A 15,266-nucleotide genomic window follows, 5' to 3' on the forward strand; every position below is an offset into this window, starting at 1 on the left:
GGTCAGGTGCCGAGCTGCGTCAGCCAGGCGCGAACGGCGTCGGCCAAGGCGACGGGCGCGTCGTATTGCATGAGATGGCCGGCGTTCTCGATCAGCGAAAGGGTGGAGTCCGGGATGAGCTCGTGCAGTCGGCGGCCGATGTCCGCCGGGATCCACGCGTCGTCGGCGCCCCAGAGGATCCGGACCGGGATCTCGATCGTGCCGAGGCGCTTCTCGTTGTCCACCAGATAGGTCTCGTCGTAGTCGGCGATCTGCCGGTAGAACGCAGGCCTGCCCTCGTCGCCGAGCCATGGTGCGACGAGTTCGTCCAGGTCGTCCGCGCGCAGGCCGCGGTGACTCGCGCCCTGAATATAGGTCCGCACGAGGGCGGCGTGGATGTACTCGGGAAGCTCGGCGAGCACATCGGGATGTGCCTGCACGAACTTGAAGAAGAGCGAGCCGCTCGGCGGAATCGCCACCACGTCGACCAGCAGCAGCGACGCGTAATCGACCTCGCCGAACAACAGTGCGTGCAGGCTGACCGCCCCGCCGAAATCATGGGCGACGACGTGCGGGCGCTCCAGCCCCCAGTGCGTGAGCAGCGCCTCGAAGGTGCGGGCCTGCGTGCCGAAATCGGTTGTCTGCCCTGGATTCTTGCTGGACCGGCCGTACCCGGGCATGTCCCACAGATACACGGTGAAGTCCGCTGCCAGCGCCTCGGCGAACGGTCGCCATACCGCCGACGAGAACGGTGTCCCATGACAGAACACCACCGCAGGCCCCGTCCCAGCCTTCCCCCAGGAAATCCGCCGCCCTTGCCACTCGAAAGTCTCAGTCAGCTCCATGATTTCGACGGTAGTCGCAACCACGAAGTGTCGGACGGTGGTTACGGTCGCGGTCTAACCCATAGGAACGTAAGCGGTTTGGATGGTTTCCTCGCTGATTCGATTCACCAGAATCCCGCGGCCGGGTGGCATCGGCTGCGGGCGCACCGCACCCCACAGCATGCCCTCGTCACGACTGCCACTCATGATCAGCGCGGCGGACCCGAGCTCGCGCATCCGTCCGATGATCGGATCGTAGAGTGCCCGGCTGGCGCCGCCCGAGCGACGGGTGAGGATGACATGGAAGCCGAGATCGCGGGCGTGCGACAGGTGTTCCAACAGTGGATGCATCGGACTACCACTGGATGTCGCCACCAAGTCGTAGTCATCGACGATGAGGAACATCTCGGGGCCGTGCCACCAGGACCGGTCTCGCAGTTGCTGAGGTGTGACGTCGGTACCCGGCTGCCGTTGCTCGAGCCACTTCGCCAACTCCGCGGCGGACTGGGTGAATGTTATTGCGGAACTGGCATATCCGGCGATGTATTCGTCCGGGAGATGGTCGAGCAAGGTGCGACGATAGTCCGCGACAAGGATCCTTGCTTGGTCCCGAGTATTCGACGCACAGATACTCTCGATCACCGATCGCAGCAGGGTTGTCTTGCCCGACTCGATGTCGCCGAAGGCGATGAGATGCGGGCTCGCCGTGAAATCGAGATAGACCGGCGCCAGCTCGGATTCGTTGATGCCGATCGGGAACCGCAGACAAGGCCGGTCGGAGTCCGGCGCAGGCGGCCAGTCTTCGACATCTTGCAACAGCGCTGCGCGGTGCAACCGCTCGGGCAACATGCGCACCGCCGGCGCACGGTGTCCTGCGGCAAACCGTTGCACGAGCGAAACAGCGTCGGCCACACCGTCGCGGAGTGTTGCCGGGTCGGACCGGCCGTCGATCCGCGGTAGCGCTGTCAGCATGTGCAGTCGGTCCGACGTCATGCCGCGCCCTGGGCGGCCTCGCGGCACCTGTGCTGCCACCTTTCGGTCCAGGTCCGAGTCCAGCGGGTCCGCCAACCGCAGTTCCACGCGGGAAGTGAAAGAGTCCTTCATGGCCGGGCGCAGCTCAGCCCACCGATTCACCGCGACGACAATGTGGATGCCGTAGGAAAGGCCTTGCGCTGCAAGGTTCATGATGTCTTGCTCGAGCGTCTCGAAGTCCTGCCGGATGGATCCGAAACCATCCACCACGAGGAAGACGTCGCCATACGGGTCCTGCTGCACACTCTCGGCGACCGTGTCGGCGGCAGGATCCGTCGCGCGCAAAACCCGGAACTGAGCCATGGATTCGATGCCGAGCTCAGCGAACTGGGTTTCGCGTCGACGCAGCAGCGCGGTCATCTCGGCGACTGTCCGCCGCACTCGATCGGTGTCCAACCGCCCGGCTATCGAGCCGGTGTGTGGCAGTTCGCCGAGTCGGCTCAACGAGCCGCCCCCGAAATCAAGGCAATAGAACTGCACTTGTTCGACGGTGTGGGTCAACGACATTGCCAGGATCAGTGTGCAGAGGAGTGTCGACTTGCCGGACTGGGGGCCGCCGACCACGGCCACATGTCCGGACGCACCGGCAAGGTTGAGTATGAGCGTGTCGAGCCGATGCTCATACGGCCGGTCGACGATGCCGACAGCTGCCAACAAGGGGGCGACAGTGCCGTAGCCGCCGGTCAGGATCGACGTCGACGGTTGGAAGAGCCGGTCCAAGGTCGGTGCGGCATCCAACGGCGGCAGCCAGATCGCGCGCGCTCGGCGACCGTGCTTACGCAGTTGTGCGACAACAGTTTCGAGCAGTGTGCGATCGACTGCGTCGGCCTCGGAACGCACGGTCCTGGATGGATCGGCCCGGGACGGATGGACTGCCTGGAATCGAATTATCTCGGAGCCGGTCCGCAGATATCCGGCACCGGGCGTGCTCGGAAGCAGGTAGGCATCCTTTGTGCCTAGTGCGGCCCGTGATTCCTCCGCCGAATGCACCCGAAGGGCGAGCTGGTACGACATGTGGGATTCGAGCGCACGCAACTTGCCGGTGTCGAGCCGCTGCGTGCTGAGCAACAGGTGCATCGCGAGCGATCGGCCCAACCGACCGATCATGACGAGCAGTTCCTCGAAGCGGGAACTTTCCGCCGCGAGGCTGGTGAATTCGTCGACAACGATCAGCAGGGTCGGCATGGGCGGCAGGGCAGCCCCGGTGGCTCGGGCCCGCTCGTAATCCGTCACATTCGCGAAATTGCCTGCTTCCCTGAGTACTTCCTGCCGACGATTGGCCTCACCGCTGAGTGCCTCGACGATGCGTTCGACGAGGGGAAGGTCTTGGGTGACGTCGGCAATGTTCGAGGACACGTGCGGCAGCGGACTCAGCTCCCGAAAGGTTCCGTGCCCGTTGACGTCGACCAGGAAGAAATTCAGCATCTCCGGCGAATGCGTGAGCGAAAGCCCGACCACGATTGCCTTGAGCAGCTCCGACTTTCCGGACCCGGTCGCGCCGACCAGCAGGCCGTGCGGTCCCATGCCGTTCGCAGCGGATTCCTTGAAATCCAGTTCCACCCGTTCACCGGTGGTAGGGACAGTCCCGATCGGAATACGCAGATGGTCGCGGCCATTTCGCGGCTGCCACAACGAGTCTGTGTCGAGCCGCACCGGCACATCGAGGCCGTACAACGCGGCGAAGTCGGGCGTGGTGTTCAGTGCCGCTCGACCAGCCGAATACCCTCCCGACGGCTTCGACCAGCCCTCGGCCACCTGTGCCACCAGATCAGCGGCGCCATCGGCCATATCCGACACCATCATCGACTCGTCGATGAATTCTCGAATGTCCGGCAGCGCAATGCGAAACGCCCGCTGATTGAGCAGCGCCCAACCAGGGCTGTCCGGCAGGCGCGCGGCCCGTTCCGGGTTGACTCGCGATTCGGCAGGACGGTGCAGCCGCAACTCGATATGGGCAGGGAGCAGGTCGGCCAGCCAGTCGGGCGCCTCACTCCAGTCGCGCGCCGTCGTCACCACGTGGACCGCGTATTCCGGGCCAGCGCTGGCGATGTGCCGGATCGTGTTCTCGAATTCCGGGAGCTGATTCGAGAAATCGGACCACCGATCGAGAATCAAGAACACATCCGGAAACGGGCCCTCGGCCAGCACCGAACGGACCGCGCGCAGGCTGGTCGGCGAATCGATGTTGTGTTCGCGATACAGCTTCTTCCTGCTGCGTATCTCGTCGACGATCGTCTGCAAGGTCAGCTCGACCTGCTCGAGTTCATCGTCTCCGACGACACCGACCAGATGGGGAAGACCACGCATCGAGCCGAGCCGGTTGCTCGACTCGAGTACATAGGCTCGCGCCTCTTCCGGCGTGTGGGTGAGGGCCATCGCGCCGACGAACGTGCGCAACAAGGTGCTCTTCCCCGACCCGGCCCGGCCGACAATCAGCAGGTTGCCGTCGGCACGCGCCAGATCGAGCCACATCACCTCGCCGGGGGTGCCGTCCGAGCGCCGTTCCTGGCCGATCGGTATCCGCAATTTGCCGGTGCCCCACCAGCTTTCCGCACGGAGGCCGGTGGCTGGATCGAGCTCGAGTCGCCCGAGCAGGTCGCCGAGTTGCACGCGGTCGCCGATCTCGACCAGGGCCGGGGTGGCGCGGCGGGCCCGCGCGACATACACCTCGTCGCGCAGCACACCGTAGTGACTCGGTGTTTGTCGAACGGTACGGCTGCGCACCTCGGTGCTCACGTACGTCCACAGGTCGTGGGTGCTGATTCGTCCGCTGCCGTTGTCGGCGAGCCCGGTGCCGATGCCCTTCACCATGGCTGCCGTGAATACCGACAGCGGCGCTGATCGGTCCGCGTTGCCGTCCTCGGCGATTTCGATCGCGGTCGACGCGGTCAGTACACAGATCCCGTCCCCGGTGGCGAGATCATGGCCGACATCGTCGAAGTTGGGCATCGCCTTGATGGCGTCGTTGCCGAGAAATGCCCCGCTGTAGCAGCAGTCGAGCAGGATGATCTTCGCTGCGGCGTCCGACTCCCGAATCAACTCCTTGATGAACGCGGACGACACAGCGGAGCTGCTGATCAGCGGCAGCTCGGTGTTGCTCGTTGCCAGATACAGGTTCTGTCGAGTCCGGATGCCGTGGCCGGAAAAGTAGAACAGCACAACATCTTCGGGTCCTGCGCCGCGGAACAACCGCTCGATGTTGCGTTCTATCTCCGCCTTTGACTCGTTGACCAGCAGCTCGGTCGGCTGGAACGCGCCGATTTCCGGATCGCGCAACAACTCTCGCAACTGGTGTGCGTCGGAAACCGGTGCGTGCAGGCGCGCGATTCCGGGCGAGTGGTACGTGTCGTTGGCTACGAAGAGCGCGTGGCGTCGTCCGGCCGGGTCAGTCATCGTTCAGGACGTCGCGCAGGCGTTCTACGACATCTTCTACCTGCTTGTCGGCGGGCCGCACGATGGTGACCTCACGGTCCCCGTTCTTCACCGTGATGGAGGTGGCGCGGGTGCGGTCCAGGAACTTGTAGATGACGTCCCGGATCACCCAGGCGGCCGTGCCGAGCGCGCCGCCCGAGGCGAGGAGCTGGCCGATCTCCACCGCCGCAGTCGATTTCGCGTCGCCTGCTGCGCTGGCCGGCTTGGTGATCACGAGGCCGTTGATCTCGCGTAGGTCGTCCGCCAGCTCGTCGGTGATCCGGTCCAGCCGCTCGGGGTCAACGCGGATGTCGCCTTCGATGGCCAGTAGTACCTCGGACATGCTGGTTGCCCCCTCCTCGATCGACCGCGCTCGCACCGTAGCAACACTGTAGTCGCGGCTCCGGCGCGCAGGCACGGAGTTGCGGCATCCCGCGGCGACCCGGAGTCTCGGTCAACTCCATGAATTCGACGGTAGTGGGGTGTGGTCGGGCATGTCGTGATCTTGTTCGTACTGGTCGGTCTTAGGATTGGGACGGACGTCTGGGTTTGATACGCGCGGAGCTGATCGACCCGTGCCGGGTGGTCTGCCGCGGTGGAGATCAGGAGACCGCTCATGACCTTGCGTGTGCAGTTCGGCCGACGGTTGCGTCGGGTGGGGATGCGGATCGGCGCGGTGGGGGCGGTGGCGGTGCTTGCGGTGGGGCCGATGGCGGCTTCCGCGGCGCCGGGGGAGGTGACGCTCGGACTGAAGACGCTCGGGTTGGGGAAGTCGTTGACCTTTCCGGGAGCGGCGCATGAGGTGTCGCTGACATTGCCGCTGTTGCCGGGGCTGGTGCCGACAGCGATCGTGGGGACGGTGCAACTACCGCCGCACGTGGGGCGCGGGGCAATGGAGGTGCATTCCGGGGAACGGCTGCTCGATCGGGTGGAGATTCCGGTGGCGCCGCGGGCGCCGATTCGGCTCGGGTTGGCCGGGGCGGAGGTCGTCGACAACGCGATTTCGGTGACGTTGGCGTCGTCGCTGATCTCGGATGCCGGGTTCTGTGTCACCGACTGGCTGGGGCGGCCGTTGGCGCTGACCGAGGTCGGCGTCGTGTACAGCGGCGAGGAGGTGCAGCCGACGACGGTGGCCGATTTTCTGCCGCCGGTATTGCAGCGGTTGACGATCTATCTTCCCGCCGATCCAGCGGAGGTCGAGAGCGCTGCGGCGATGACGTTGAGCGCCGCGGTGATCGCGCGGTACGGCAGTCAGCCGGTGACAGTGGCTGTTCGGCCGATCCCCGCGTCAGGGGAGATCCCCGACGACCCCCTGGATCTGCTGGAACGGCAGGTCGTGATCGGCGAATCACCCAATCCTGGACTGAGATTGAGCCCCGGTCCGAAGCCGAGGTTGACGATCAACGGTGAGAAGAAGAGCTTGCCGGACCAAATGCGGTTGCTCGTCAGTGATTTGACGAAGGTGGCGATCTCCTCGGCGGCGACGGCGGTCGCGCTACCGCAGGCACCGATCATCGCGCCGGAGCGCACTACGCTCGGCGAGCTCGGCCAGACGCAGCTCACCTCGACTGCGCTCGGCGCGGTCCGCGTCGATGTCGGCATCGATCAGTCCCGGCTGGGCAGGCCGTCCAAGGATGTGCGAGTTCGCCTGCACGGCAGCTACACCCCGCTGCCGAACACCTTGAACGGGCAGCTCACGGTGACCGCGGGTGACATCCACATCGACAGCTGGCCGGTGGATGCCAGCGGGCGCTTCGATCGGTGGATCTCCGTCCCGAACTCCGTACTCGGCCGGTTCACCACGCTGTCGGTGACCTTTCATCAGGCGGGTCTCACCCACGGCTGCGGACTCGAGCAGCCACTGACCTTGACCATCGACCCGAGCAGCGAAGTCACCAGCAACGCCGCGAATCCGCCCATCCCCTCGGGTTTCGGCGCACTACCGCAGGCGCTGCTGCCGGACGTCCAAGTCGGTTTGCGCACCCCAGGATTCGCTGACACGGCCCGGGCCGTCACGGTACTCACCGGGTTGCAGCGCTTGACCGCCATCCCGATGCGGCCGGAGCTGGTGCCGTTCGATCAGGCGGTGCAGAGCAAGACCCCTGCGGTCCTCATCGCGGCGAACGGTGATGTGCCCGAGTCGATCCGGTTGCCGCTGACCCAAACCGACGCCGGGCTGGCGCTGACCGATACCGAAGGGAAGCCGATCACCAGGATCACCATCGACCCGACCACCCCGTTCGCGTCGCTGCAGAGCACGTGGTCCGGTGGCCGCACGGTGGTGGTCGGCACGTCGAGCAACGCACCGGAGCACTTCAACCGCATCCTCGAATGGCTCGACGCCGACCTGGACCGGTGGTCACGGCTGCACGGATCGGTGCTGTTCCAGGCCGACAACCGCGCGCCGGAGTTCGTCGACACCGACACCATGGCGACGCCAGCGCCGTCGACCGCCGAAATGGACACCGTCGCACGGATTCTCACGGCGGCGGGCGCTGCCGTCGTCCTGGTCGGCGTGCTGGTCGGGATCGGCATCCTCGTTCGGCGCGGCAGGCGGTAGATGACCACCGAGCGGGAGCGGCTGCGCTGCATCGTCACCAGAATCGTGGCGCGGGCGGCGCTGGTTCTCCTCGCCACGGCGGCCGCGTTCTGGACGACATGGGTCCGGCTCGCGCACGACGCGTCGACCGGTTCCAGCATCGGATACGTCTACGTGCTCCCGATTTTGGCAATCTTCGCCGCGATCGGCATCACGGTGCGGCGCGGCACCGAGCTGCCCATCCACGACCGGCAGACCGATCTCATCGTCGGGTTGATCGGGCTCGGTCTGTCTGCATGCACCTTGGGCCTGCTGACCCCGCGCTATCGGTATCTCTACGAGATGCTGCACCTGGACATCTTGGCGGCGTGGCTGTTTCTGGTGTCGGCGTGCATCCTGATGTTCGGCTTGCGGCCGGTCTCGCGGTACTGGCCGTGCTGGCTGCTGCTGCTTGCCGCGTTCCCGCCCCCGTATCGAGCGCTGCGCGTGGCGCTTGGCGGCGACGCTGTCGCCGCGGGCGTGACGATGCTGGTGCTGGCGGCGTTCGCCGCGGCCATCGCGGCGGGGCGCACCCGGACTCGCGGCTTGGTCGGCGCCGCACTGGCATTCGTGATCGGTGCAGCCATCCTCGCGGTCATGCGGATCCGGTTTCCGGACGCCTCCGTCACCGCCTATCAGGCGATTCCGTCGATCGCCGCCGTCTGGGTCGTCGCGGCGGTGATGTACGTGGACTGGCGGCGCAGGCGCGGCCTCTCACTGAAACCGTTGGACCGCGCGGTCGATCCGCTCACCGCGGCCCAGTCCTGGAGTGCGGCGGCCACGGTGGCCCTCGCGGGCATTCTGATCGCGATCATCCCGATCCCACCCGACTACAACCGCACCTTTCCTGTCGTGCCGGGACTCGTTGTCACCCAACCGCATACCGTGCCACTCGGCTGGACGGAGCTGAGCGAGCATCGATACCCCTGGGTGCAACACTATTTCGGGCCTGGCACCTCGATGACCAGGCAGCTGCTTCGGGCCGATCAGCATGTCCCGGAGTGGGACAACGAATCCCGCCGTCGGCGCATCGTCGTCGACACCGTGGAATCCGACGACCAGTACTCGATCGACCGCTACCCGGAGTTCGTGCTCTACAACATGGCCCAGCCCCGCATCAGCCCGCCGACCCGAATAGACCTGGGCCACGGCATCTTCGCCCGCCTCAACACCGTCCTCGACGACCGCAGGCTGCTCAGCTGGACCTGGCTGACCTGGAACTGGAGCGGCGCAACGGGCGCCGAACGGATCAGCCTGATCGCCGCGGACAACCACGAATGGAACGCGGCCTTCCCGGAGCCACAACCCTCGATGCTCGGGATCTTCGAGAACGTCATGCATCAATTCCTGCGCGGCAGGGCGGTGGTCCTCGACTCCGAATCCACCGACGTCGACTCCGATTCCGAGCACAAGGATCGCGACATGCTGATCAAGGTCGCGCAGGCGATCGTGGCCGGGGTCGAGTCGTGACCGGCGGACCGTCCGGCCCGGCACCGGGATCGGCCAGCGCCGAGGCGCTGCACATCGCGGTGCACGGGCTGCGCGAGGCCGACCCGATGGCCTCGGCCTCGGTGGCATTCCTCCCGTGGCAACGCAATACGGCATTGGCCTGCCTCGCCATCGTGGTGGCCTGCGCGGTGTTCTTCCCGGTGCTCACCTGCACGGTGCTGGTCGCCCTCTGCACCGCAGGCTATCTCGCCGCGATGGCCGATCGGGTCTTGATCTTTCAGCGCGGCATGGCAAGGGACGCGATCATGACCGTCGCGGACGAGCGGGCGCTTGCGCTCACCGACGCGGAGTTGCCGCCCTACACGATTCTGGTTCCGGCCTACGGGGAACCGGAGGTGGTCGGCGACCTGATCGGCGCGATGACCGCGCTCGACTATCCGAAGGACCGGCTCCAGGTGTTGCTCCTGCTGGAGGAGGACGACACGCCGACCATCGAGGCGGCCAGGAGCGCGGGCATCGGGTCGAACCCCACCGTCGATCACGTCACCATCGTGCTGGTCCCCGAGGCGCAACCGCGCACCAAGCCGAAGGCCTGCAACTACGGACTGCGTCAGGCGACCGGCGGCATCGTCACGATCTACGACGCCGAAGACATTCCAGATCCGCTCCAATTGCGCAGGGTGGTGGCGGCTTTCGCCGAGTTGCCGCCGTCGGTGGTGTGCATCCAGGCCAAGCTCGCCTTCCACAACGGCCGCCAGAATCTGCTCACCGCCTGGTTCACCGCGGACTACGGCCTGTGGTTCGGGTTCCTGCTGCCCGGTCTGATGCGCAGCAAGGCGCCGATTCCGTTGGGCGGCACCTCGAATCATTTCAAGCGCGACATCGTGACCGATATCGGCGCGTGGGATCCCTACAACGTCACCGAGGACGCCGACCTCGGCGTGCGCATCGCGGTGTCCGGCTACTCGACCGCGGTGATCGACTCGACCACTCTGGAAGAGGCGAACCCCGACCCGATCAACTGGATTCGCCAGCGCTCCCGCTGGTACAAGGGCTACCTGCAGACCTGGCTGGTGCACACCCGCCGCCCGATTCAGTTGTGGCGCAGCATCGGCACCGTCAGCTTCATCCGCTTCACGCTGATTCTGGCGGGCACCCCGATCATCGCCTGCCTGAACCTGGTGTTCTGGTTCATCACGCTGTCCTGGATTCTCGGGCAGCCCGCCGCGATCGGGCAGCTGTTCCCCGCGTTCGTCTACTTCCCCTCGCTGATCGCGATGATCCTCGGCAACGGTGCGACCATCTACATGAATCTGCTTGCCTGCCGGGAGAACAACCGGTCCGACCTGTTGGTCGCGTGCCTGACGGTGCCGCTGTACTGGCTGCTGATGAGCATCGCCGCCGCCAAGGGCTGCTATCAGCTGGTGCGCAATCCGTCGTACTGGGAGAAGACCTTTCACGGCCTCGGCACCAAGGAGGCCGGCAATTGACCGCGCCGACAATGGACCGCCACCGCACCGAGCGCCTCCGCGCTGTCCGCCCTGCCGCCGGCCGACCACGGCCGGCCCGCTGGATCTTCGTTGCCGCGACCGTGCTGTACCTCGCCGTCGGCGCGTGGCTCGGTGCGGGACAGGGGTTTCTGATGGGCGATGCGCTCAGCCGCGTTGCCGCCACCCAAGCGACCCTGTTCAGCCGCGACCCGCATTTGTCCGCAATCGGCTTCGTCTTCACCCCGCTGACCTCGCTGGCCCAGTTGCCGATGGTCGCGCTCGCGCACTGGTTTCCGGCGATCACCACCTGGAGCCTGTCCGGCGCGCTGATGTCGGCGCTGTTCATGGGCGGCGCGGTCGTGATGGTCTTCGGGATCGGCACCGACCGTGGTGCGCCGCTGTGGCTCAGCGGGGGAGTGGCCGCGGTGTTCGCGCTCAACCCGATGGTGGTGTTCTACGGCGCCAACGGGATGAGCGAGGCGCCGTTCCTGTTCTGCCTGTGCTTGGCGTTGCGCAGGCTGATCCGCTGGGTACGCACCGACGACGCGAACGACCTGACGGCGTGCGGGATCGCGCTCGGGCTGGCCTACCTCACCCGCTACGACGCCTTGGCGCCCGCCGCGGCCGCGGCGGTCATCGTCGCCGTGCTCACCTATCGGCGCAGCCGCGGTGAGAGCCACCGGTGGCATTGCGCCATCATGGATTTCGTTCTCATCGTGCTTCCGGTCGCTGCGGCGTTTCTGGTGTGGGCCGCGACCAGCTGGCTGATCACCGGGCAGGCGTTCCAGCAATTCAGTTCGCAGTACGGCAACTCGTCGATCCTCCAGCAGTCCGGCGCTACCGGCACGACCGATGTCACTGCGGCGCTGGAGTATTCGACTGCAGCGACGCTGATCCTCGGCCCTGCGCTGCCGCTGCTCATCCCGATCGTCGGCGCGCTCGCGATCCGCAGGCGCGATGTGCAGGTGGCCGTGCCGATCCTGCTCTGCGGCGCGGTGCTCGCGTTCCAGGCGTTCAGTTATCTGAGCGGTTCGACCTTCGCGTTCCTGCGCTTCTATGTTGCGGCGATCCCGCTGGCCGCGGTGTTGGCGATACAGGTCGCGCCGGTGCGCGGGTTTCCACCGAGCAGGCGGCCCGGCAGGCATGCCGAGGCAACGCCGCCGGATCCGGTGCGCATCATCGGCAAGCACCGCGCGTCCGCGCCACGCGGCGGTCGGGCCGTCGGGATGGCGCTTGCCCTGGTCCTGCTGGCGGCATCGGTGCCGCTCACCGCGCTCGGCATGTCGAGCCAGGCCATCTCGGTGCAGGAATACTCGCTCGGTGCCGTGGTTTTCCCGGATCCCGACGACGCGTCGGACCGCAGTGCCGACCAGCGTCGCATCGCGGCCACCTTCTCGACCGAGCGCCGCTTGGCGAACTATCTCGACGCCCTACAACTGCCCCGTGGTGCGGTGCTGATGGACACGGTGTACGGCTTCGCCGTGGTCGTCGCCTCGCATCGGCCCGATCAGTTCGTGGTGCCCTCGGATCGCGACTTCGTGCGGGTGCTCAACCGTCCCGCCGAGCGCGGCGTGAAATACATTCTGGCGGTGCCGAATACCGGTCGCGGCACCTCGGACGCGGTCAACCGGCGCTATCCGACGATGTACGAGAACGGCAGCGGGATCGCGACGCTCGCCGTGGAGGCGCCGAACGACGGTGCAGGCCAGCCGCGGTGGCGGCTGTACCGGGTGCTCGGCGCGGGCTGAGGCGGTCAGCCGACGGTGGTGCGCTCCGCGACGAGCGCCCACAGGGGATCGTCCGGCCCGATGTCGAAGGTGCATTGGTCGGGCCGCGGATCGGGGACAAAGGCCCAGAACAGCGCGCCCGCTGACCCTGCGTTGCGCTGGGCGACCAGCTCCGCGTCGAGATGCGCACGCCTGGTCGCCACGCTGCCGCACGACCCGGCCTTCTCGCCGATCTCGGCCACCAGCAACGGCTTTCGCAGGGCGGCGGCTTGCTGCAAGCGCACCGCCAAACCGTTCCACTGATCGCCCGGCAACGAGGAATCGGTGGTCGAATAGTCGTGGTACTCGACCACATCGACCTGTGGCGATTCGCTGACGTACCGGAATTCGTCGCCCTGCGTACCGCATTGACCGCCGCCCGCGTATCCCGCGAAGATCAACCGTTTCGGGTCGAGTGCCCGCACGATCGCCCCCGCGTCGTCCATGAATGTGCGCAGCACCTGCGCGGCGTCCGCGGGGCAGGTGCGGGCAGGCAGATCGCAATGCCCGCCCGTGCAATTGCTCGGCTCCGGTTCACCGACCAATTCCCACCCCGCGAGCACCGGCACGTGCCGCCACCGGCCGACGGCGGTCCGCACCCACTCCTGGAAGCTCATTACCGCACGCCCGTGGATCGGCGTGACGATCTTCCAGCCGTCCACGTACCACTGCCGCTGCTTGAATTGCTCGTCCGCGCAACCACCATCCTGTGGGGACAGCACCGGAAGCACGAGCTGGTCGTGCTTCGCGGCGGCGGCGAACACCGCGTCGGCGGGCGAATAGTCCATTGCGCCGGTCTCTTTGTTCACCGCGAGCGCCTGGAAGAGATTGAATCGGGTGAGCGAATTGCGCGGCAGCGCACCGAAGTAACGGTCGAGATCGGTCTGCGCGCCACAGCCGAAATTCACCGACCAATTCGTGGCGAGCTGTGGTGCGTTGAATCCGACCGGCCACCATGGCTTGTCGCGCAGTCGCAGGCCGGTCGGCGAGGCGCTCACCACCGCGTCGGCCGATGGCGTCGATGGTGGCGCCTTCGAGTCGTCCGCGCACGCGCACAGCCCTGTCACCAGCAAGGCGGCCGTCCACACTGCGGCGAATCGCACCTGCGCCACGTTACGCGGCTTTCGCCTGTCACCGATGGCGACACGAACCGGAACTTCGAGTTGTGGTATTTGTCCCTTTCGGGTCGTAATCCACGTCACTGTTCTTGTCCGCCGAGTGTTGCGAAGCACGTGTGGAGGTGCGGGGCTACTGGTGGCAACCGGTTATAGTTGGGCGGCTGATTGGTTTTACTGACCTTGGATTCGGTCGAGGTTGCGGGTGACGGTTTGTCACCGATTGCGCGTTGTGCTGTCAATTAAGGGCGGTAACTCGATGACCGACAATCGATCGATGTTTCGAACCTGGTGGCGAGACCGGGTCGATTACCGCCACCTGGTCGAAACCTTCGAAGCGCACGGCGCACTCGGTCGATTCAAGTTCATGCTCGGCACCGGCGGGCTGGTCATGCTGCTGATCGCGGTGCTCGCCTCGATCGCGCAGGGTGACGTGGCCGGACCGGTCGGCGAGATACAGGGCATCGTCGAGGCCCTCGTCGCAGGCGCGTGGACCCTGCGCTGGTGGTTCCTGCCGTGGCCGCGTGAGCGCGAGTCGCTGCTCTGGATCGTGCTCTTCGACATCGACACCACCGCCAACGATCTGCTGGTTCACGACCGCATCATCGGGGTGCTCGGTGTCGTCCTGCTTGCCGCGATGGGCGGGTACGTCGCGGTGTTCCACGGCCCGCGGATCCTGGCGCTGCACATCGGGTGGACCGTGCTGTCCAGCGTGCTGCTCGCGGCGCTGATGGTCAGCGGCTCGCTGCCTGCCGGGCAGTCGACCGCCGGGAACACCGGCGAGGATCTCGCACTCGGCCTCGCGTTCATCCTGGTGATGGTCGTCGTTGTCGGCGTAATCCTGCCTTTTGTGCAGTTCAGCCACTGGCTGCTGCGCAGGGATGCGCTGTCGGACCCGCTGACCGGACTGTTGAACCGGCGTGGTCTCGACTCCTATCTGCCTTCGCATATGCGCCGTGCGCAGCACCGCGCGGCCTACGTGACGACGCTGGATCTGGACCGGTTCAAGGTCGTCAACGACACCTTCGGGCACCCGTTCGGCGACGAGGTGCTGGTTCGAACGGCGCAGCGCCTGCGCGCCGCGGCCGATCCCGACGCTTTGATCGCGCGCACCGGCGGGGAGGAATTCGTGGTCGTCGGTTTCCTGCGCGAGGATGCCGCCGCGGTGGGGGACGGTCTGCGCGGGGCGGTCGAGACGATGCCCGACCTTCCGGTGCTGATCACCGCGAGTGTCGGGGTGGCCGTGCTCGAGGCGGCGGAGTCGTACAGTGACGTGACCTACCGGCATCTGCTGCGCAGTTCCGATTCGGCGATGTATCGCGCGAAGCGCCGCGGTGGCAACGCCGTCGTTGTCGCCGAGCAGGACGAGCCGGTGCACCGCAGGCCGAGGCGCAGGCATGTCATCCGGCGCGGTAAGAACGCCGCCGCGACGCTGCCCGATGTGTGAAATTATTGCAGTTGTGCGGACCTGAATGAATCGAAATTCTGGACATGCCAATGGCGTTCACGATAATCGATTCGAATCAAGCAGTCACGGAATGGATTACTTGAACAAGACCGCCAATTATCTTCTCTGAGTTGGTATTTCGCGCCTTCGCAATGACATTTACAGTGGGTTGTCT

General features: G+C 66.1%; 9 protein-coding genes. 5 read left to right on the forward strand and 4 right to left on the reverse strand.

What is annotated here, in order from left to right:
• Positions 1-2: 2 nt before the first annotated feature.
• Genes NA11_RS04065 through NA11_RS04075 form a run of 3 tightly spaced genes read right to left on the reverse strand, consistent with a single transcriptional unit; the run spans position 3 to position 5,589 of the window.
• The gene (locus NA11_RS04065; protein WP_069160359.1) at positions 3-824 is read right to left on the reverse strand and encodes an alpha/beta fold hydrolase; all 822 of its coding nucleotides are present in this window, start codon (positions 822-824) and stop codon (positions 3-5) included.
• 54 nt (positions 825-878) lie between these two features.
• Positions 879-5,228, reverse strand: a complete 4,350-nt coding sequence (eccCb, locus tag NA11_RS04070; protein WP_069160360.1) for a type VII secretion protein EccCb — start codon at positions 5,226-5,228, stop codon at positions 879-881.
• On the reverse strand, positions 5,221-5,589 hold the full coding sequence (locus tag NA11_RS04075) for a hypothetical protein (protein WP_069160361.1): 369 nt from the start codon (positions 5,587-5,589) through the stop codon (positions 5,221-5,223). Before NA11_RS04075 ends, eccCb begins: the two co-directional genes overlap by 8 nt.
• 273 nt (positions 5,590-5,862) lie before the next feature.
• Here NA11_RS04075 and NA11_RS04080 point away from each other — a divergent pair, with 273 nt between their 5' ends.
• Genes NA11_RS04080 through NA11_RS04095 form a run of 4 tightly spaced genes read left to right on the forward strand, consistent with a single transcriptional unit; the run spans position 5,863 to position 12,511 of the window.
• The gene (locus NA11_RS04080; protein ID WP_141717394.1) at positions 5,863-7,806 is read left to right on the forward strand and encodes a cellulose biosynthesis cyclic di-GMP-binding regulatory protein BcsB; all 1,944 of its coding nucleotides are present in this window, start codon (positions 5,863-5,865) and stop codon (positions 7,804-7,806) included.
• The gene (locus NA11_RS04085) at positions 7,807-9,294 is read left to right on the forward strand and encodes an exosortase/archaeosortase family protein (RefSeq protein WP_069160362.1); all 1,488 of its coding nucleotides are present in this window, start codon (positions 7,807-7,809) and stop codon (positions 9,292-9,294) included.
• Positions 9,291-10,763 carry a glycosyltransferase gene (locus NA11_RS04090; RefSeq protein WP_069160363.1) on the forward strand — a complete coding sequence of 491 codons (1,473 nt, stop codon included), beginning with the start codon at positions 9,291-9,293 and terminating at the stop codon, positions 10,761-10,763. The genes NA11_RS04085 and NA11_RS04090 overlap by 4 nt, the downstream gene beginning before the upstream one ends.
• An 11-nt stretch (positions 10,764-10,774) precedes the next feature.
• A complete protein-coding gene (locus tag NA11_RS04095; RefSeq protein ID WP_174567656.1) occupies positions 10,775-12,511 on the forward strand; it encodes an ArnT family glycosyltransferase in 1,737 nt (578 codons plus the stop codon).
• A gap of 5 nt (positions 12,512-12,516) precedes the next feature.
• Here the strand turns inward: NA11_RS04095 and NA11_RS04100 are convergent, their stop codons facing one another.
• A complete protein-coding gene (locus NA11_RS04100) occupies positions 12,517-13,641 on the reverse strand; it encodes a glycoside hydrolase family 5 protein (RefSeq protein ID WP_439957042.1) in 1,125 nt (374 codons plus the stop codon).
• Positions 13,642-13,921: 280 nt separating this feature from the next.
• Between NA11_RS04100 and NA11_RS04105 the strand changes: the two genes are divergently transcribed.
• Positions 13,922-15,091: a GGDEF domain-containing protein gene (locus NA11_RS04105; protein WP_069160364.1), complete on the forward strand. Its 1,170-nt coding sequence runs from the start codon at positions 13,922-13,924 to the stop codon at positions 15,089-15,091.
• Positions 15,092-15,266 lie beyond the last annotated feature (175 nt).

Origin of the sequence: Nocardia altamirensis NBRC 108246, assembly GCF_001612685.1 — a bacterium.
Lineage (GTDB): Bacteria > Actinomycetota > Actinomycetes > Mycobacteriales > Mycobacteriaceae > Nocardia > Nocardia altamirensis.